This window comes from Pseudofulvimonas gallinarii, assembly GCF_004343305.1.
Classification (GTDB): Bacteria; Pseudomonadota; Gammaproteobacteria; order Xanthomonadales; family UBA2363; genus Pseudofulvimonas; species Pseudofulvimonas gallinarii.
Genome location: NZ_SMAF01000011.1, coordinates 25,768 through 43,923, shown reverse-complemented (window position 1 = coordinate 43,923; position 18,156 = coordinate 25,768). Strand labels below are relative to the sequence as shown.

12 protein-coding genes are annotated in these 18,156 nt (G+C 68.4%); 2 read left to right on the top strand and 10 right to left on the bottom strand.

Annotation, left to right across the window (positions count from 1 at the left end; genetic code table 11):
• Positions 1-20: 20 nt before the first annotated feature.
• The 3 genes from EDC25_RS08835 to EDC25_RS08830 form a co-directional block, all read right to left on the bottom strand.
• Positions 21-2,441, bottom strand: coding sequence for a S8 family serine peptidase (locus EDC25_RS08835; protein WP_164484170.1), 2,421 nt, complete (start codon positions 2,439-2,441; stop codon positions 21-23).
• A gap of 100 nt (positions 2,442-2,541) precedes the next feature.
• Positions 2,542-3,432: an alpha/beta hydrolase family protein gene (locus tag EDC25_RS14715; protein WP_164484169.1), complete on the bottom strand. Its 891-nt coding sequence runs from the start codon at positions 3,430-3,432 to the stop codon at positions 2,542-2,544.
• A gap of 133 nt (positions 3,433-3,565) precedes the next feature.
• Positions 3,566-5,500, bottom strand: coding sequence for an ABC-F family ATP-binding cassette domain-containing protein (locus EDC25_RS08830; RefSeq protein WP_123522936.1), 1,935 nt, complete (start codon positions 5,498-5,500; stop codon positions 3,566-3,568).
• Between EDC25_RS08830 and EDC25_RS08825 the strand changes: the two genes are divergently transcribed.
• Positions 5,499-6,356 carry an ISL3 family transposase gene (locus tag EDC25_RS08825; RefSeq protein WP_132577425.1) on the top strand — a complete coding sequence of 286 codons (858 nt, stop codon included), beginning with the start codon at positions 5,499-5,501 and terminating at the stop codon, positions 6,354-6,356. The genes EDC25_RS08830 and EDC25_RS08825 overlap by 2 nt on opposite strands.
• Here EDC25_RS08825 and EDC25_RS08820 read toward each other — a convergent pair.
• The 6 genes from EDC25_RS08820 to EDC25_RS14710 all read right to left on the bottom strand — a co-directional run bounded on the left by EDC25_RS08820 (position 6,301) and on the right by EDC25_RS14710 (position 13,845).
• Positions 6,301-6,816, bottom strand: a complete 516-nt coding sequence (locus EDC25_RS08820) for a hypothetical protein (RefSeq protein ID WP_132577424.1) — start codon at positions 6,814-6,816, stop codon at positions 6,301-6,303. The two genes, EDC25_RS08825 and EDC25_RS08820, sit on opposite strands and share 56 nt — an antisense overlap.
• Positions 6,817-6,877: 61 nt before the next feature.
• The gene (gene thrC / locus EDC25_RS08815) at positions 6,878-8,206 is read right to left on the bottom strand and encodes a threonine synthase (RefSeq protein ID WP_205984916.1); all 1,329 of its coding nucleotides are present in this window, start codon (positions 8,204-8,206) and stop codon (positions 6,878-6,880) included.
• A gap of 10 nt (positions 8,207-8,216) precedes the next feature.
• Positions 8,217-9,152 carry a homoserine kinase gene (locus EDC25_RS08810; protein ID WP_240639626.1) on the bottom strand — a complete coding sequence of 312 codons (936 nt, stop codon included), beginning with the start codon at positions 9,150-9,152 and terminating at the stop codon, positions 8,217-8,219.
• Entirely contained in the window at positions 9,149-11,602 is a 2,454-nt protein-coding gene (gene thrA, locus EDC25_RS08805) for a bifunctional aspartate kinase/homoserine dehydrogenase I (protein ID WP_123521520.1), read from the bottom strand. The genes EDC25_RS08810 and thrA overlap by 4 nt, the downstream gene beginning before the upstream one ends.
• A 444-nt stretch (positions 11,603-12,046) precedes the next feature.
• A complete protein-coding gene (locus EDC25_RS08800) occupies positions 12,047-13,315 on the bottom strand; it encodes a multidrug effflux MFS transporter (protein WP_164483976.1) in 1,269 nt (422 codons plus the stop codon).
• 26 nt (positions 13,316-13,341) lie between these two features.
• Entirely contained in the window at positions 13,342-13,845 is a 504-nt protein-coding gene (locus EDC25_RS14710; protein WP_164483977.1) for a hypothetical protein, read from the bottom strand.
• Positions 13,846-14,173: 328 nt separating this feature from the next.
• On the opposite strand from EDC25_RS14710, the gene EDC25_RS08795 reads away from it, so the two are divergent.
• Positions 14,174-15,199: a pirin family protein gene (locus EDC25_RS08795; protein WP_123521522.1), complete on the top strand. Its 1,026-nt coding sequence runs from the start codon at positions 14,174-14,176 to the stop codon at positions 15,197-15,199.
• Positions 15,200-15,444: 245 nt separating this feature from the next.
• Here the strand turns inward: EDC25_RS08795 and acnD are convergent, their stop codons facing one another.
• A complete protein-coding gene (gene acnD / locus EDC25_RS08785; RefSeq protein ID WP_123521523.1) occupies positions 15,445-18,057 on the bottom strand; it encodes a Fe/S-dependent 2-methylisocitrate dehydratase AcnD in 2,613 nt (870 codons plus the stop codon).
• Positions 18,058-18,156 lie beyond the last annotated feature (99 nt).

Here is an 18,156-nt window from a genome sequence, read left to right as displayed (position 1 = left end):
CGTCGGCCCCGGCGTGATGCTCAGCCCGGATCGAAGCCGTTGCGGAAAATCACGTCATTGGCAAGATGGCCGTTCACTGCCATCGAGAACGGCTGCGGCCCCATCGGCACGTTGAAGCCGCGCACGCGGACCACATGGCGCCCCGCCGCCGCGGCGGCCAGGCGCACGCCCTCGGCATTGTTATAGCGGTCCCGCTGCTGGCCGACCAGGCCGGCGAAACCGTAGTGGACGCTGCCGTCCGGCGCGACGACTTCCAGATCCAGGTCGTTCACCAGGGCGCCGTGCGTGGCTTCCATGCCGGGTTTGTCGATCCACACCAGCTGCACGCGCAGCTCGCTGCCGGCAGCCGCCACAAAGACCTCGGACTGCCACTGCTGGCCGGTCTGCAGGCCGGGGTAGACCTCCCAGAAGGTGTGGGCGCGCGTCGGGCTGCCGACCAGCGTGCGCGACAGATCCATCGTGCCCCAGCCCTGGTGGACGTCCGGCCGGCGCCAGACATCCTGCTGCGCGCCGGCACCATACTGGCCCGGCGACATGTCCCAGGCACCGTTGAGCAGCGTGGCCTTGACCAGCGCCGCGGTGGCACTGTGGTTGTAGCCGACCTGGAAGAATTCGCGCACCACGGCCACGCCGCCGGCGACCAGCGGCGAGGCCATGCTGGTACCGCCCTGGAACTGGTAGTAGGGATTGAAGACGCCCCAACCGGTATTGGCCGTCATTTCCGACTGTGCCGACACGATATTGGTCCCCGGCGCGACGATATCGGGCTTGAGGCGGCCACTGCGCGTCGGACCACGGCCGGAGAACGCCACCATGCCATCCGGGTGGTTGGACAGACGGTCGCCGGCCAGCGGCGGCAGCATGAACTTGTTCGGCCAGCACTCGCCGTAGCTCGCGCATGGTCCGCCCGGGTTGTAGCCGCCGCTGGCGCGCAGGTTCTCCGATGCGCCGACGGTGATCACGTTCTTTGCGGTCGAAGGTGCCATCACCGTGCCCATGTCGGACACGCCATCGACATCCTGGTCGTTGCCATCGTTGCCGGCCGCAAAGACGATGGCCATGTCGAAGTAGTCGCTGACGAAGCGGTCGGTTTCACGGGTGAACGTCGTGTAGGCGCCGGCCGAGCCAGCAGTGCCCCAGGAATTGTTGCTGGTGCGCACCGCCGTATTGAACGCGTAGATCGGCGACCACAGCGCCTCGTAGGGATTGACTGGCAGGCCGCTGAAGTCATCGCAGGTGGCCCAGACCAGCAGTCCTGCCTTCGGCGCGATGCCGGCCTGCGAGCCGGCGTACTGGTTGGCGGCCGGACTGCTGCCGCTGCGTGCGCCACTGCCCAGGACCGAACCGGCGACATGGGTGCCGTGGCCGTTGGTGTCGGCCCAATGTCCGCAACTGCCGGGTCCCGAGGTACCGCCTAGCACGCGACCGCTGAAATCGGCATGCACCGTCGCCGGATTGCCGCTGCTCAGGCCACTGTCGACCACCGCCACGGCCTGACCGGCGCCGAACAGGCCGTAGCTCTGTTCGACATGCTCCTTGGCCGTCAGCTGGTTGCTGCGCGCGACAGCGTTGCTGTAGGTGAATACCTGGACAGGTTCGATCCAGGCGACCGCGTGCAGCGATGCCAGCTCGATCAGCGACGATGCCGGTGCCGTGGCGCGGACGATGGCGCCTCCGCCCGCATCGACTGCATGATCGCCCACCTCGGCACCCGCAGCGCGCAGCGCTACCCGCAGCGATGCATCGTCCTCGCCGGCGAATCCGCGCACGACCAGATCGATGCGATGACCCGAGCGCGGCGCCAACGCATCGTCGACCAGCTCGCTGGCAAGCCGGAAAGCCGGCACGAATGGACCGGTCCAGCGCACGCCTTCGACATCGTCCAGCTGCGTCGAACGCGTCGCATCGACGCGCACCAGCAGCGCGAAGTCGGGGACGTACTCGAGGATGGTCGCGCCCTGGCGGACGAGCGCATCGCGCCACGCCTCGCGCAACGGCCCCTTGAACTGGACGATGCGATACGTCGTCCCGTCGCCGCCTCGGCTCGGCTGCGCCAGTGCCGGCAGCACCGTCACGCCATCGACCAGCGGATCGAAGCGCGCCTGCTGCAGGCGGATCTCAAGGCGAGGCAGCCCGTCGATCTCGCGGGATTCTTCATCATCGCGGTCGTAGCGGGCGGTCGGCGGACTGGACGCCGGCTCCTGTTCGCCGGCCGTCGATACGGTGATCCGCCCCTGTGCGCCACTCCTCGTACCGCCCTGATCGGCCACGCCCGACCACGACAATCCTTCCGGCTTCGGCGGGTGGCCCGGTGCTGCCGACGTCCTCCCCGGCGATACAGGCGCCGAGGCCTGCGTCGGCATCACCAGGCCGACGGCCAGCACCATCGCGACAAGTGCGGATGTGGCACTCGCGCGGGCAATAGAGCAAAGCATGTTCATCAGGATCTCCTGGACCGGTTCGGGACAGCGGGGCATCCGTCTGTCATCTCGATCCAGTAGGCGCAGGAATCGTGCAATCCGGCTCACGCCGGCCAGGCGCTCAGGGCAGGACCTGGAACCGGCAGAGGTCCGACCACACCTGCGCAAGATGCGAGTAGTGGTATTCGTGGCCGCCTGCAAACGGCGTGTAGAACAGCGTGTCGCCTTCCACCCAACCCTGCGCCAGCAGACGTCCCCGGTCCGCTGCCGCATACGGCTGCACCGGATCACTGTCGCCGATGTGGATGCTCACGGGAATCTTCCGCGACGCCGACGACACCATGGCCGTGCAATCCGGTTCCGGGCCACAGGCCAGTGCCGACATGGTGCCGGCGCCGACGGCGAACGCCGCCAGCGTGTCGATATGAAGGGTCGCACTGTAGTGGTTGAAGCCGAGGTCATGCATGACATGCGCGCCCGCGGAAAAACCCCAGCCGATGCGCCGCGAGCGGTCGATGTCATAAGCGGCTTCGGCGTCGGCCAGCGCCGCCTCGAAAATGCTGTAGTCGCTGGGTGATGGTGGTGGTACGACCCAGCCGCCGCTGCTGCCGGTCGCGGCCGGTGCGACAACGAGGAAACCGCCTGCCTCCGCCGCGGTGATCCAGTCGTCGCGCAGCCATTGCGCCGCCAGCTGTGCCATCGACGCGGATCCGGCAGCGCCATGCAGCGCCAGCAGCACCGGCATCGGCCGGATCGACGCATGCCGCGTCGGGACATACAGGTAGTAGGTATGCGAGCCGTAGCCGGGCACGTTCACCGTGCGCGACTGTGCGCCAGGAGCGGCACCGCCGGCGCCTCCGGAGGATTGCCGGACGACGGCCGCAGCACCGGAAAATCCATCGACGAACAGGGCATCGGCATGCGCGCAGACCCAGTCCGGCAGGCGCACGGTGTTTGCGGCGTGCGCCTCCGCCGCGCCGATCAACAGCGCTGCAAGAACAACGCGCAACATGCTGGCGGCTTGCCCTGCGGCTGGCACTGACGATGCCCGGGTGTTGCGGCTCATCGCAACGATGTTCACGGCTGCTTCATGCCGGCCAGCGTAGCGGCTCCGGATCCGTTCGCCGCTTTCACGACGGCCCGCGTCATGACTGCAGGTTCAGCCATTCTTCCTCGAGCGTTTCCTGCTCGGTCACCAGCGCACGCTGTCGTTGCAGCAGCGCCGCGAAATCGTCGCTGCGACTGCTGTACAGCTCGGGATCGGCGAGCTGCGTTTCCAGCGTGGCGCGGTCGCTTTCGATCGTCGCCAGCCGGGTCTCGATCTTCTTCAGGCGGTCGCGAACGGGTTTTTCGCGCGCACGCTGTTCGGCGGCGGCGCGACGGCGCTCCTTGGCTGATTCACGCGCGTCGTCGTCTTCCGCACCCGCGCCCTTGCCGGCGCCACCCGTATCGCTGTCGCGGCCACGCAGCCAGCGCGCATAGTCGTCAAGGTCGCCGTTGAATTCGCTGACCGAACCCTCGGCCACCCGCCAGAAGGTGTCGCAGACCAGGCCAATCAGGTGGCGATCATGCGCAACCAGCACCAGCGCGCCGCCGAAGTCGGCCAGCGCCTCGGCGAGCGCCTCGCGCATGTCCAGGTCGAGGTGGTTGGTGGGTTCGTCGAGCAGCAGCACGTTCGGTTTGTGCCAGGCGATCAGCGCCAGCGCGACGCGCGCGCGCTCGCCGCCGGAGAAGGTGTCGACGTTTTCGAACGCACGCTCGCCGGCGAAATTCCAGCTGCCCAGGTAATTGCGCAACACCTGTTCGGCGACGCCGGGCGCGATGTCGCGCAGGTGGTCCATGGGCGTGGCGCCTTCGCGCAACGATTCCACCGTGTGCTGGGCGAAGTAGCCGATGCGCAGGTCCTTGTGCGCCAGGCGCTCGCCGGCCAGCGGCGGCAGGTCGCCGACCAGCGTCTTCACCAGCGTCGACTTGCCGGCGCCGTTCGGGCCCAGCAGCGCGACGCGCTCGCCGGGCTCCAGCGAGAACTTCACGCCGGTCAGCACGGTCTTCGCCTGGCCGGCCTGCGCCGCCGGCACATCCGGATCATGCTGGCGAAGCGAGCTGTCGGCACTGTAGCCGGCGGAAAGATCATCCAGCCGCAACAGTGGCGACGGCAGCCGCTGCGGCGGTGCGAAGCTGAAACGGAACGGGCTTTCGGCGCGGACGGCTTCCGTGCCGGCGAGCTTTTCCAGGCGCTTCATGCGTGACTGCGCCTGCTTCGCCTTGCTGGCCTTGGCCTTGAAGCGGTCAATGAATGACTGCAGGTGTGCGCGCTCGACCTGCTCCTTCTCGTGGGCGATCTGCTGCTGGCGCAACTGTTCGGCGCGCTGGCGCTCGAAGCTGGTGTAGTCGCCGGTGTACAGGCGCGCGCGCCCTTCATGCAGGTGGACGATGTGCGTGGCGACGCCATCGAGGAACTCGCGGTCGTGCGAGATCACCAGCAGCGTGCCTTCGTAGCGGCGCAGCCAGTCTTCCAGCCAGACGACGGCGTCGAGGTCGAGGTGGTTGGTCGGTTCGTCGAGCAGCAGCAGGTCCGAGGGCGCCATCAGCGCCCGTGCCAGGTTCAGGCGCACGCGCCAGCCGCCGGAGAATTCACGCACGGGCGTGTCATGCGTTTCCGCGGTAAAGCCCAGGCCGTGCAGCAGCCGTCCGGCGCGCGCGCGGGCGTCATAGCCGTCGAGCTCCTCGATGCGATGGTGCGCACGCGCCGCCGCTTCGTGGTCGTCGGCGGCCTGCGCGGCGGCTTCGGCGACCAGCGCCGCGGACAGTTCGGCATCGCCACCGATGACGTAGTCGATGGCCGCATCCGGCAGTGCCGGCGTTTCCTGGGCGACGGTGGCGACGCGCTGGCCGCGCGGCCGGTCGATGCTGCCGCTGTCGCCGTCGAGATGGCCCAGCAGCGCCGCGAACAGGCTGGACTTGCCGCAGCCGTTCCGGCCGATCACGCCCACGCGCCAGCCAGGATGCAGGGTCAGGCTCACTTCGGACAGCAACAGCCGCCCGCCGCGCCGCAGCGCGAAGTCGGTTAGTCGGATCATGGGGGGGCAGTGTAACGCCCACCGTGAGGCATCGAAGAACTGGAAGTCGATCCATCACTGGAAGCCGGCGCCGCGGGCGATCGGCATCGACGAGATCGCCATCCACAAGGGCAACGACTACCGCGTCGTGGTCAGCGACCTGGAGCGCGGGCGGCCGATCTGGTTCGGCGGCAGTGGCCGCACGGAAGCGGACATTGACCAGTTTTTCGCCGATCTTGGGCCGAAAAAGAGCGCTCGCATCGAGCTGGCGGTGATGGACATATGGCGCCCATTCCGTACCTCGGTCGGCAAGAACGCGCCCAATGCTGCCATCGTGTTCGACAAGTTCCACATCATGCGCCACCTGTCCGAGGCGCTCGACCAGGTGCGACGGGACGAGTACAAGCGTCTGCAGGGCCAGGACCGCAGCTACATCAAGGGCCAGCGCTACACCCTGCTATCCAACCGCGAGAACCTCAGCCTGGATGGGCGTAAAGCACTCAAGAAGCTGTTGGCGGCCAACAAGCGCCTGAGCACGGCTTACCTGCTCAAGGAATCCTTCGGCCAGTTATGGAGCTATCGCACCGAGCGTGGCGCACGGGCGTTCTTCGAGCACTGGAAGCAGAGCCTGCGCTGGCAGCGGCTCGCGCCGTACCAGAAGTTCGCGCGAATGATCGAGCGGCACTGGGACGGCATCGCCGCCTACTGCACACCCGGCAACAAGGTCAGCCTTGGCCTGGTGGAAGGGCTGAACAACAAGATCCGCGTCATCCAGCGCAGCGCCTACGGCTATCGCGACGAGGACTACCTCAAGCTCAAGGTCATCGCCAGCTTCCTGCCAGCGCTACCCCAAAACGTCCGTTTGGACCCACACTGATCCGCGAAGACCCATCGGGATTTATGGGCTGCACCACCAGAGCAATAGTGAGCATCGAACCGGCCAATCGTGACGCACCGGCGGCCGGTACCGTTACGACCGCCGGCTCTTCATTAAAGTATGTAGGAATAGACTGAATCGTCGCTTCTGCTGCGAGAATCCAATCATCGCCCCGCTTCTCGTGGATTACCAGTTCCGTCAGCACCGCGACCTGATCCCCTTTTTCCGCACTCGGCTTGACACGGACTGAGAACATCGCTCCGCTCCAAATGCCAGACTGGTCCTCCACCATCACGCGTGCGGGGGTATCCGCCCTTACCGTCAGCGATGGGGTGGCAACGACTTGACTGTTCACCTTCAATTCCAATTCAAGGGAAAAGTATTCTTCCTGACCCCCATGGGCATTACCGCAGAGCAGCGCCAAACTGAACAAGACTGAAAGAACTTTAACGAAAATCATAGCAAGACCCTCCTCCAAGCAACTAGTTGATTTATATTTGTAACTTTACACAACAAACATGTCAACCGAACCTTTCGGTCAGCTCGCGACCCGGATGAAGCAACATGCGACGCAGCGGCGGGTAGTCGGCGGCTAGGGGATCGGCCTGCGCCGGACGTTCAAGCAATGACGCCAGCGCAGGGGGAACCGGCACAGCACGTTGCAGCAGCGGCTCGACGATGCTGTCGAACTTGGCCGGGTGGGCGGTGGCGGCGATGGCCCACGGCCGCGTGTCACCGCGTTCGCGCAGCCGGGCCAGCATCGCCAGGCCACAGGCGGTGTGCGGGCAGACGGCAACGCCGTGCTCACGTTCCGCGCGCACGATCTGTCCGCGGATCTGCGCATCGTCGAAGCTTGCCGCCGGCACCGCCGCACGCAGCGCCACGGCATCGGGATACAGCCAGCGCAGGCGCTCGATGTTGCTGGGTGCGCCGACGTCCATGGCATTGGCCAGGGTGGCGACGCTGGCGCGCGGGGTGTAGTCGGCGCCGGCGAGGAAATCCGGCAGCGTGCGATTGGCATTGCAGGCCAGTGCCACGGTGCCGATCGGCACGCCCATCGACTTCGCCATCAGGGCCGCGCAGGCGTTGCCGAGGTTGCCGGTCGGCACGATGAAGTTCAGCGGCGGCCCGCCGGCGCGCTGCTGCGCGAAGGCGGCCAGCGTGTAGTAGCCCATCTGCGGCAGGAAGCGGCCCAGGCTGATGCTGTTGGCCGACAGCAGCGGCGCCCGTGCACGCAGCCCGACGTCGGAAAAGGCCTGCTTCACCAGCGCCTGGCAGTCGTCGAAACTGCCCTGGACACGCAGGGCAAGCACGTTGTCGCCGAAGGCACCGAGCTGGTGCGCCTGCCGCGGCGACACCCGGCCATCCGGATAGAGGATCACGACGCGGAAGCCCGGGCGTCGATGGAAGGCCGCGGCAACGGCGGCGCCGGTGTCACCGGACGTCGCCACCAGCACGGTGCGCAATGGCGCCGCATCGGGCAGCCGCGCAAGGACTTCGGCCAGAAAGCGCGCGCCGACATCCTTGAAAGCGGCCGTGGGACCATGGAACAGTTCCAGCAGCCAGGCGCTGTCATCGCCCCGCAGCGCACGCAACGGCACCGGGAAATCCAGCGCGGCGCGAGCGATGGCGGGCAGGTCTGCAGCGAGGGGGTCACCGGAGAAGAACGGCGACAGCAGCGCCGAAGCCGTGTCCGCCAGATCGCCGGCGCCGGCGAGGGCATCCAGCGGCGCGCGCAGGAAATGCGCCGGCACGTACAGGCCGCCATCGGCTGCCAGCCCGGCGGCGATCGCCGCGGACAGGCCTACCGCTGGAGAGCCGCCACGCGTGCTGACGTAGCTCACGGCCATGCCGTCGTCCTCATTCCACCGCGACCAGCGTCGCGGCCGGTCCATTGACGGGCGACACCCAGGCATCGGCGCTTTGGCCGGCGCCGGCGAAGGCGGCGGTCATCGCCTGCGCGCCGCGTCGTGCCGAGGGTTCGTTGTCGAACCAGGCGAACACACTGGGACCGGCACCACTGATGCTCGCGCCCAGCGCATCCGCCGCCAGCGCCGCCTGCTTCACGGCAGCGAATCCGGGGATCAGCGGTGCCCGACGCGGCTCGACCAGCACGTCACGCAGGCCGGTGGCGACCAGCTCGACATCACCACGCTGGCAGCCGGTGAGGAACAGCGCCAGTGCTTCGGTCTGCTGCACGATCTGTCCCAGCGCGTAGGGTTCGCGCAGCACCTCGCGGGAACGACGCGTTTCCAGACGCTGGTGCGGATGCACCAGTGCGCACCACAGGCCTTCCGGTACCGGCAAGGCGATCAGCCGCGTCGGCGTGGTCAGCACCAGGCCCCCAAGCAACTGCGGGCCGAGGTTGTCGCCATGGCGCGCGCCCGACGCCACCGCTTCGCCATCGAGCGCATAGGTGTAGAGCTGCTCGACGGACAGCGGCTGCGGCAGCAGTGCATTGGCCGCAACCAGCGCCGCCACGGCCGACGCGGCCGAACCGCCCATGCCGGCGCTGAGCGGAATGCCCTTGACGATGTGCAGCTCGACGCCCAGTTGCGGCGCCTGCGCATCGAGCAGCGATTGCACGGCGCGCCCGGCGGTGTTCTCGGCAGCCGCCAACGGCAAGGGCATGTCGGCACCGTCGATGGCGCGGATGCGAACGCCGGGCGCGCCGGCGCGGAAGGCGATCACGCGGTCCGCGGGCCCGGCGATGCTGTGGCCGAGCAGGTCGAATCCGACGCCGACGTTGCCGACCGATGCCGGCGCCGTCGCTTCGGCACGCACGGCGCCGCTCACAGCTGCGCTCCCAGCGCCGCGGCGACACGCAGCACGTCGGCGAACACACCGGCGGCGGTGACATCCGGTCCGGCGCCCGGGCCGCGCACGATCAGCGGGTTGTCGCAGTAGCGTCGGCTGCGGAACTGGATGATGTTGTCGGTCAGCGCAAGATGGGCGAAGGCATGGTCCGCAGGCAGCTCCGCGATGCCGACGCGCGCCCTGCCCTCGGCGTCCAGGTGCGCGACGTGGCGCAGGATGCAGCCGCGGTCGCGGGCCCCGGCCAGGCGCGTCGCCAGCGCCTCGTCGAGCTCGTGCAGGCGTGCGAGGAAATCTTCACGCGGGACACCACGCAGCGCTTCCGGCACCAGCGATTCGACCTCCACGTCTTCAAGGCGCAAGGACCAGCCGGCTTCGCGGGCGAGGATGGTGAGCTTGCGCGCCACGTCCATGCCCGAGAGGTCGTCGCGCGGGTCCGGCTCGGTATAGCCCAGCTCGCGCGCCTCCCGCACCAGCGCCGAGAACGGCACGCTGCCGTCGAAGCGGTTGAACAGCCAGGCCAGCGTGCCGGACAGGATGCCCTCGATGGACAGGATGTCGTCGCCGGTATCGAGCAGGTCGCGCAGCGTCGAGATCACCGGCAGGCCGGCGCCGACGGTCGCTTCGTACCGGAACAGGCTGCGCCCTTCGGCCTGCGCGGCGCGGATGGCCTGGTACCGGCTCCAGTCGCCGGAACCGGCCTGCTTGTTCGGCGTGACGACGTGGATCCCGCGCGCCAGCCAGCCGGCATAGTGCCCGGCGATCTCGCTGCTGGCGCTGAGGTCGACGATCAGCGCATGCGGCAGGTGCGGCGCGCGTACGTGGTCGGCGAAGGCATCGAGCTCCAGCGGCGCCGTTGCCGCCGCCAGCGTCTCCGGCCAGGCGGCCGGGTCGATGCCGCTTTCATGCAGGCACTGCACGCGGCTGTTGGCGATCGCACGGACGCGAAGGTCGAGGTTGGCGCGACGGCGCAGTTCCTCACCCCGCGCCGCCAGCTGCTGCAGGAACACGCGGCCGACATTGCCCGGCCCGACTATGCCCACCGATACCGTCTGCGGCGACAGGAAGAAGGCCGCGTGCACGGCGCGCAGGGCGCGCGAGGCATCGCCAGCGGCCACCGCGATGGAAATGTTGCGTTCGGACGCGCCCTGGGCGATGGCACGGATGTTGACCTGCGCGCGCGCCAGCGAGTTGAACACCTGCGCGGCGATACCGGGCGTGCCGGCCATGCCGTCGCCGACGACGGCGAGCACCGCGATATCCGGCGTCGACGTCACCGCGTGGATGCTGCCGGCGGCGAGCTCGGCGGCAAAAGCGTGCTGCAGCGCCGCCACCGCACGACCGGCCTGGGCGGCGCGCACGACCGAACAGATCGAATGCTCCGAACTGCCCTGCGAGATCATCACCACCGATACGCCGGCATCGTGCAGCGCGCCGAAGACGCGCTCGGCGGTACCGGGCACGCCGATCATGCCGGCCCCTTCCAGGTTGACGATGGCCAGGTCGCCGATCGTGGTCAGGCCCTTCACCGGCGGCTGGGCGCTGCTCTCCGCTTCGATGCGCGTGCCGGGATGGCCGGCATTGAAGGTGTTGCGGATGACGATGGGCATGCCGCGGCGGATCGCCGGCGCCAGCGTCTGCGGATGGATGACCCTGGCGCCGAAGTAGGCCAGCTCGCAGGCCTCGTCGTAGCTGAGGCGGTCGAGCAGGACCGCCTCGGGTACCAGGCGCGGATCGGCCGACAGCACGCCATCGACATCGGTCCAGATGTGCAGCGCCGTGGCATCGAACAGGTCGGCGAAGATGGCGCCGGAATAGTCGCTGCCGTTTCGGCCCAGCGTGGTGATGCGGCCGTCGGCGGCGCGGCAGACGAAACCGGTGACGACAACGCAGCGCGCGTCGTGTACGGCGCGCCATGCGGCCAGCCGATCGCGAGTGGGTGTGTCCTCGACGACCCGACCCAGTTCGGTTTCACTGACCACCAGGACGTCGCGGGCATCCAGGCGCGCGGCTTCGCGACCCTGTGACCGCAGGTACCGCGTGAGCAGCCCGGCGCTGAGCACCTCACCGAGCCCCTGCACGAAATCCAGCGCCTCGCGGGACAGCGAACCCAGCAGCGACTGTGCGTGCAGCAGGTCGGCCAGGTCGGCGAACACGCTGTCCAGCCAGCCCAGGTCGGCGTGTTCGCCGAGCAACGTCGTCGCCGCCTCGACGTGGCGACCGCGCAGGCCGGCAAGCTGCACGCGCCAGTCGGCATCGCCGGCCGCCGCATCCGTCACCAGGCGCGTGAGGGCGTCGGTCACGCCCGCCATGGCGGAAACGACCACGACCTGTGCCGCGTCGTCGCGGGCGCCAAGTACCGTCGCCACCTGCCGGATGCGCCCGGCATCCGCCAGTGACGATCCGCCGAACTTGTGTGCCACCCAACCCATGGCGTTCCCCCAGCAGATGCTGCATCGCAGCGCAGCACTATGCCGCATCCCCCGGACGAGGAAAAGCGACGCGGACGGACATTTCCCCTGTGACCGTTTGCAGCGGCCAATCCCCGACCGGGCGGCGCTGCCTTTACGCATCACCGCGGGCCGCGACAAAGACGCGCACGGGATGTTTCCGTACCCAGGTCATGCCTTCGCGGCCTTCCGATCAGGGCGGGAGGCGGATCCCATCCGTTCCGGCAACCGGTACACGTTGAAATGGCGGACTTTTCTGCGATGCCCTGCCCGGGCACGCCCGCCACCGACAGCAACGACGCGGTCGCCGGTCGCGCACCCCGCAGCGACAGCCCGGCCACCTTCGCCTGCGGCACCGGGTGCGCCGCGACCCTTGAGGTTCACATCGGCCGATGGCGGTCGAACGTGCGACCCGCTCCCGCGGCGCTACTGTTGGCCTTCATTGGGCAGCGGCACGTCGCTGTCAACGGGCGGCAACGGCGTACCATCGGCACGCGGGCGCATCTGCCAGGCGATGTAGCCCGCCACGCTCAGGGTCAAGGCGGAAATCGCCAGCCAGACCGGCGGATGTCCATGCAGCAGCGGCGCCGCGGCGCCGGCGATGACGGCATTGAACACGAGCGAGATGAACGACTGCAGCGACGACGCCGCACCGCGGTGGGTGGGATAGCGGTCCAGCAGCATCAGCGTGATGGCCGGAAAGGCGATCGCGATGCCGAACGCGGTCAGGGCGATCGGCAACACCGCCCACGGCAAGGCGAACGGCAGCGACGAGCTGCAGTAGGCGATGTTGGCGACACCGGCGACCAGCATCGCCGCATAGGCCATGCCGACGCAGCGCTCGGCGCTGACGCGCCCGGCCAGGCGTCCGGACAGCCAGGCACCGACCATCATGCCGGAGATCGTCGGCACGAAGAACCAGCCGAAATCCAGCGCGCCCATGCCGAGGAATTCGAAGACGAACATCGGCGCCGAGGAAATGAACAGGAACAGCGATCCGAAATTGAACGCCGCCGACCACGACAGCCGGCGGAACATCGGATCGCGCAACATCTCCGCATAGCCGCCCCATAGCGAGCCGACCGAGATCGGCTGCCGCTGCGCAACCGGAAGGGTTTCGCGCAGCCACAGCAGGCAGCCCAGCCACAGCAGCACGCCGAACACGCACAGGAACCAGAACACCGCCTGCCAGCCGGCCCATTCGAACACCCAGCCGCCGATGATCGGGGCGATGGCCGGCGCGACACCGAAGATCATCGTCACCGTGGACATCAGGCGCTGCGCGTCCGGGCCGTCGTAGAGATCACGGATGATCGCCCGCCCGACGATGATGCCGACGCCCGCGGAAATGCCCTGCACGGCGCGGAACACGAGCAGCCAGCCCAGGTCGGGCGCCAGCGCGCAACCCACCGAAGCCAGCGTGAAGACGGCCGTGCCGACGAGAATCAGCCGGCGACGTCCGTAGGCATCGGACAGCGGCCCGTGGAACAGCGCCATCGCCGCGTAGGCGATCAGGTACACGCTGAGTGTCTGCTGCACGGCGACGTCGGACACGCCCAGCGCGCCGGCCATCGCCGGGAAGGCGGGGAACATGGTGTCGATCGAGAACGGACCGAACATCGCCAGCGCCGCCAGCAGTGCGGCCAGGCCGAATCGGGAGTGGGTGGCCTTGGGCGAATCAGCGTTTGTCGGCATAGGAGGGGAATCGTTCGGGTCGATGTTCAGGGAATGCAGTGGCCGCTCCGGCCGCTGGACGCGATGGCGACGTCGGGCGCATCGACGTAGTAGTAAAGCGACAGCACCTTCCAGCCGTCTTCGTCGCGGAACAGCTGCAGGCTGTTGACGCCGGTGAATTCCGCCGCCGCGCCACGGTCGCGACGGGATTCGACGACGCTGTACACGGTGGCGAAGCGACCGCTGGCGTGGATCTCGCGCTGGATCTCGCATTCGAAGAAGCCCTGCTCGCCGACGCGCTCCAGCCGCTGCAGGAAATCCGCCGCGGCGCTGCGCCGCACCGGCGGCTTGCCATCGTGGCGGGCGCCGAAAACCACCGCCTCGGCGTGGAACAGGCGGCGCAGCGTCCCGGTGTCGGCGCCGGTGCCGGCTTCGTGCGACATCGCCGACCACAACGCCGACACCGCGCGCTCCAGTGCCGCGTCGGCGTGGCAGAGGGACGCGGCGGACAGCAGGAGCAATGCCGGAAGGCAGCGGTGGGCGGAGGACATCGGCCGGATCCTTGCGGGACAAGGGCTGGCTGCGACCCCGGCATCGGGTCACGATGCAGGGGAAACCGACGGATCGCGATCCGTCAGCTGGCCAGCCGGGATGGCTGGCATGATGCCATTGCCGCACCGCGCGCAGGCGAAGGATCGGCCAGGACGTTCAGCCGGTGTCCCTGAAGCGAGTGCGGTGCGGGACTGCCGCGCGGACCGGCACGGCGGCCGGCATCGGGGCCAGGACTGGATCACCGTGTTCCCGAAACGGTGCCACTGGCGGCCTTGATCGGAAGGTCTGCACCCCCGACCTTGTAGGCATTCCCAACCGGAGATCCCGATGAGCCATCCGTCCATCCTGTCGATCAGCCCGCTGAGCACGCCTTGGCGTGGCGCCGACCCGTTCCTGTTCATGGCGCACCACCTCGACCTCTATCCCGAGGGCGATGGCGCACTGGCGCCGAAGGCCTCGCTGGCCGGCAGGCAGATCGGTTCGGATTTCGCCGACAAGGAGGGCTGGAACATGTATCACGGCGATCGCGTGCCCGGCTTCCCCGCGCATCCGCACCGTGGTTTCGAAACCATCACCATCGTGCCGGAAGGCTACGTGGACCATGCCGACTCGCTGGGCGGCAAGGCGCGCTACGGCATGGGCGACGTGCAGTGGCTGACCACCGGCCGCGGCGTGATGCACGCGGAGATGTTCCCGCTGCTGCACGCCGACCGGCCGAACACGCTGAACCTGATGCAGATCTGGTTGAACCTGCCGGCGGCCAGCAAGATGGCGCCGGCGCACTTCACCATGTTCTGGAACGAGAAGATTCCCGTGGCCGAACTGGACGGAGGCGTGCGCGTGCAGGTGATCGCCGGAAAGCTCGGCGATGTCGAACCGCTGGCTCCACCGCCGGATTCCTGGGCGGCGCGTCCCGAGGCGCATATCGCCGTCTGGCTGGCGCGCCTTCCGGCCGGCAGCCGCTGGACGATTCCGGCGGCGGTTGCCGGACTGTCGCGTTCGCTGCATACCGTGGGCAGTGGTGCGGTCAGCCTGGATGGCGAGGTGCTGCCGGTCCGCCATACCGTGCAGGTGCTGTCCGACGCGACGCTGACGGTGCGGAACGATGGCGACGGCGAAACGATGCTGCTGCTCCTGCAGGCGCGGCCGATCGGCGAGCCGGTGGCGCATTACGGGCCGTTCGTGATGAACACGCCGCAGCAACTGCAGCAGGCGTTCGAGGACTTCCAGCGCACGCGCTTCGGCCAGTGGCCGTTCGCCGACGGCGCACCGACGCACGGGACGACGGCCGAACGCTTCGCCGTGTTCCCGGATGGGCGCGAGGAGCGCCCACAGGGCGCTGCGGCGGACTGAGCAACGGCCGGCGCGCGACGCGTCGGACCAGCCCGGCCAGCCCGGTGCAATGACAAGGCCGGAGCAGCGGATCACGCTGTTCCGGCCTTCCAGTTCCGGCCTTCCAGTTCCGGCCCTTCCAGTTCCGGCCCTTCCAGTTCCGGCCCTTCCAGTTCCGGCCCTTCCAGTTCCGGCCCTTCCAGTCCGGGACTTCCACGTCCACAGGCGGCAGCGGGAACAGCAGCGCCGGTCCCGCCCCTGCGGCGTCAGGCCGCGCGTGACGCCAGGAAGTCCTGCGCGAAGCGCTGCAGCACGCCACCCGCCTGGTAGATCGACACGTCCTCGTCGGAATCCAGGCGGCAGGTCACCGGCACCTCGACGCGCTCGCCGTTGCGGCGATGGATCACCAGCGTCAAGGTCGCCCGGGGCGCCGGCGTGCCGACGACATCGAAGGTCTCGCTGCCGTCGATGCCCCAGGTCTTGCGCGATTCGCCGGGCCTGAACTCCAGCGGCAGCACGCCCATGCCGACGAGGTTGGTGCGATGGATGCGCTCGAAACCTTCGGCGACGATGGCCTCGACACCCGCAAGACGCACGCCCTTGGCGGCCCAATCGCGTGAACTGCCCTGGCCGTAGTCGGCACCGGCAATGATGATGAGCGGCTGCTTGCGGTCCATGTAGGTTTCGATCGCCTCCCACATGCGCATGACCGTGCCTTCCGGCTCCAGGCGCGCGAGCGATCCCTGCTTCACCTCGCCATCGACCACCGCCATCTCGTTGATGAGCTTGGGATTGGCGAAGGTGGCGCGCTGCGCGGTCAGGTGGTCACCGCGATGCGTGGCGTAGGAATTGAAGTCCTCTTCCGGCAGGCCCATCTTCGCCAGGTATTCGCCGGCGGCACTGCTGCGCAGGATCGCGTTCGACGGCGACAGGTGGTCGGTGGTGATGTTGTCGCCGAGCACGGCGAGCGGTCGCATGCCGCGCAGGGTGCGTTCTCCGGCCAGCGCACCTTCCCAGTACGGCGGACGGCGGATGTAGGTGCTCATCGGACGCCAGTCGTAGAGCGGGCTGACCTTCCCGCCCTGTTCGACCCGGATGTTGAACATCGGCTCGTACACCTTGCGGTACTGCTCCGGCTTGACGCTGGCGCGCACCACGGCGTCGATTTCCTCGTCGCTGGGCCAGATGTCCTTCAGTCGCACTTCGTTGCCGCCGGCGTCGATGCCGAGCACATCCTTCTCGATGTCGAAGCGCACCGTGCCGGCGATCGCGTAGGCGATGACCAGCGGCGGCGACGCCAGGAAGGCCTGCTTGGCATACGGATGGATGCGGCCGTCGAAGTTGCGGTTGCCGGACAGCACCGCGGTGGCATACAGGTCGCGGTCGATGATTTCCTGCTGGATCGCCGGGTCGAGCGCACCGCTCATGCCGTTGCAGGTGGTGCAGGCGAAGGCGACGATGCCGAAGCCGAGCTTTTCCAGGTCCGGCAGCAGGCCGGCTTCTTCCAGGTACAGCTGCACGGCCTTGGAGCCCGGTGCCAGCGACGACTTCACCCAGGGCTTGCGCACCAGTCCCTTCGCCACGGCATTGCGCGCCAGCAGGCCAGCGGCGATCACGTTGCGCGGGTTGGACGTGTTCGTGCACGAGGTGATCGCGGCGATGATCACGGCGCCGTCGGGCATCAGGCCCTGCGCCTCGTCGGCCTTGCCGGCTTCAAGCTTGGCCGGGTCGGCGATGCCGCGACCCGCCAGTTCGTCCACCGGCAGGCGGCGGTGCGGATTCGACGGGCCGGCCATGTTGCGCACGACCGTGGACAGGTCGAAGTGCAGCGTGCGTTCGTACTGCGCGCTCTTCAGGTCGTCGGCCCAGAGGCCGGCGGTCCTGGCGTAGGTTTCCACCAGCGCGACCTGTTCGTCCGTGCGGCCGGTCAGGCGCAGGTAGTCGAGTGTGTTGTCGTCGATGAAGAACATCGCCGCGGTCGCACCGTATTCCGGCGCCATGTTCGAGATCGTCGCGCGGTCACCGATGGTCAGTGCCGCCGCGCCTTCGCCGCGGAACTCCAGGTAGGCGCCGACGACACGTTCCTTGCGCAGGAACTCGGTCAGCGCCAGCACGACGTCGGTCGCCGTGATGCCCGGTTGTGGCCGCCCGGACAACTCGACGGCGACGATGTCCGGCAGGCGCATCCAGGATGCGCGGCCGAGCATGACGTTCTCGGCTTCCAGGCCGCCGACGCCGATGGCGACGACGCCGAGCGCATCGACGTGCGGTGTATGCGAATCGGTGCCGACGCAGGTGTCCGGGAAGGCGACGCCGTCCTGCACATAGACCACCGGCGACATCTTCTCCAGGTTGATCTGGTGCATGATGCCGTTGCCCGGCGGGATGACATCGACGTTGCGGAACGCCCGCTTGGTCCAGTCGATGAAGTGGAAACGGTCCTCGTTGCGCCGGTCCTCGATCGCGCGGTTCTTCTCGAAGGCCTGCGCATCGTAGCCGCCGCATTCCACCGCCAGCGAATGGTCGACGATCAGCTGCACCGGCACGACCGGATTGACCGCGGCGGGATCGCCGCCCTGCTCGGCAATCGCGTCGCGCAGGCCGGCCAGGTCCACCAGCGCGGTCTGGCCAAGGATGTCGTGGCAGACCACGCGCGCGGGGAACCAGGGGAAATCCAGCTCGCGCCGGCGATGCACCAGCTGGCCGAGGTAGTCGGCGATGTGTGCCGGATCGGCCTTGCGGACGATGTTCTCGGCGTGGACGCGGGCGGTGTACGGAAGACCGGCCCAGGCGCCGGGCTGGAGCGCTTCGACGGCTTCGCGCGCGTCGAACCAGTCGAGCCGGGTGCCGGGAAGCGGTTTGCGATGCTGGCGGTTCATGGCTGGCCTCGGTGGATCGGGAACGGGCGGGACCGGGGTCGCGCCACTGGAACGGAAAGGTTGCCGGCGCTCGTTCGCGAGCGGCCGGCACCGGGGCAA

Coding starts and splice junctions, on each gene's coding strand:
- acnD (WP_123521523.1), bottom strand. CDS start 18,057: ATGAACCGCCAGCATCGCAAACCGCTTCCCGGCACCCGGCTCGACTGG.
- EDC25_RS08835 (WP_164484170.1), bottom strand. CDS start 2,441: ATGAACATGCTTTGCTCTATTGCCCGCGCGAGTGCCACATCCGCACTT.
- EDC25_RS08800 (WP_164483976.1), bottom strand. CDS start 13,315: ATGCCGACAAACGCTGATTCGCCCAAGGCCACCCACTCCCGATTCGGC.
- EDC25_RS14710 (WP_164483977.1), bottom strand. CDS start 13,845: ATGTCCTCCGCCCACCGCTGCCTTCCGGCATTGCTCCTGCTGTCCGCC.
- EDC25_RS08795 (WP_123521522.1), top strand. CDS start 14,174: ATGAGCCATCCGTCCATCCTGTCGATCAGCCCGCTGAGCACGCCTTGG.
- EDC25_RS08820 (WP_132577424.1), bottom strand. CDS start 6,816: ATGATTTTCGTTAAAGTTCTTTCAGTCTTGTTCAGTTTGGCGCTGCTC.
- EDC25_RS08825 (WP_132577425.1), top strand. CDS start 5,499: ATGGGGGGGCAGTGTAACGCCCACCGTGAGGCATCGAAGAACTGGAAG.
- thrA (WP_123521520.1), bottom strand. CDS start 11,602: ATGGGTTGGGTGGCACACAAGTTCGGCGGATCGTCACTGGCGGATGCC.
- thrC (WP_205984916.1), bottom strand. CDS start 8,206: ATGGCCGTGAGCTACGTCAGCACGCGTGGCGGCTCTCCAGCGGTAGGC.
- EDC25_RS08830 (WP_123522936.1), bottom strand. CDS start 5,500: ATGATCCGACTAACCGACTTCGCGCTGCGGCGCGGCGGGCGGCTGTTG.
- EDC25_RS14715 (WP_164484169.1), bottom strand. CDS start 3,432: ATGTTGCGCGTTGTTCTTGCAGCGCTGTTGATCGGCGCGGCGGAGGCG.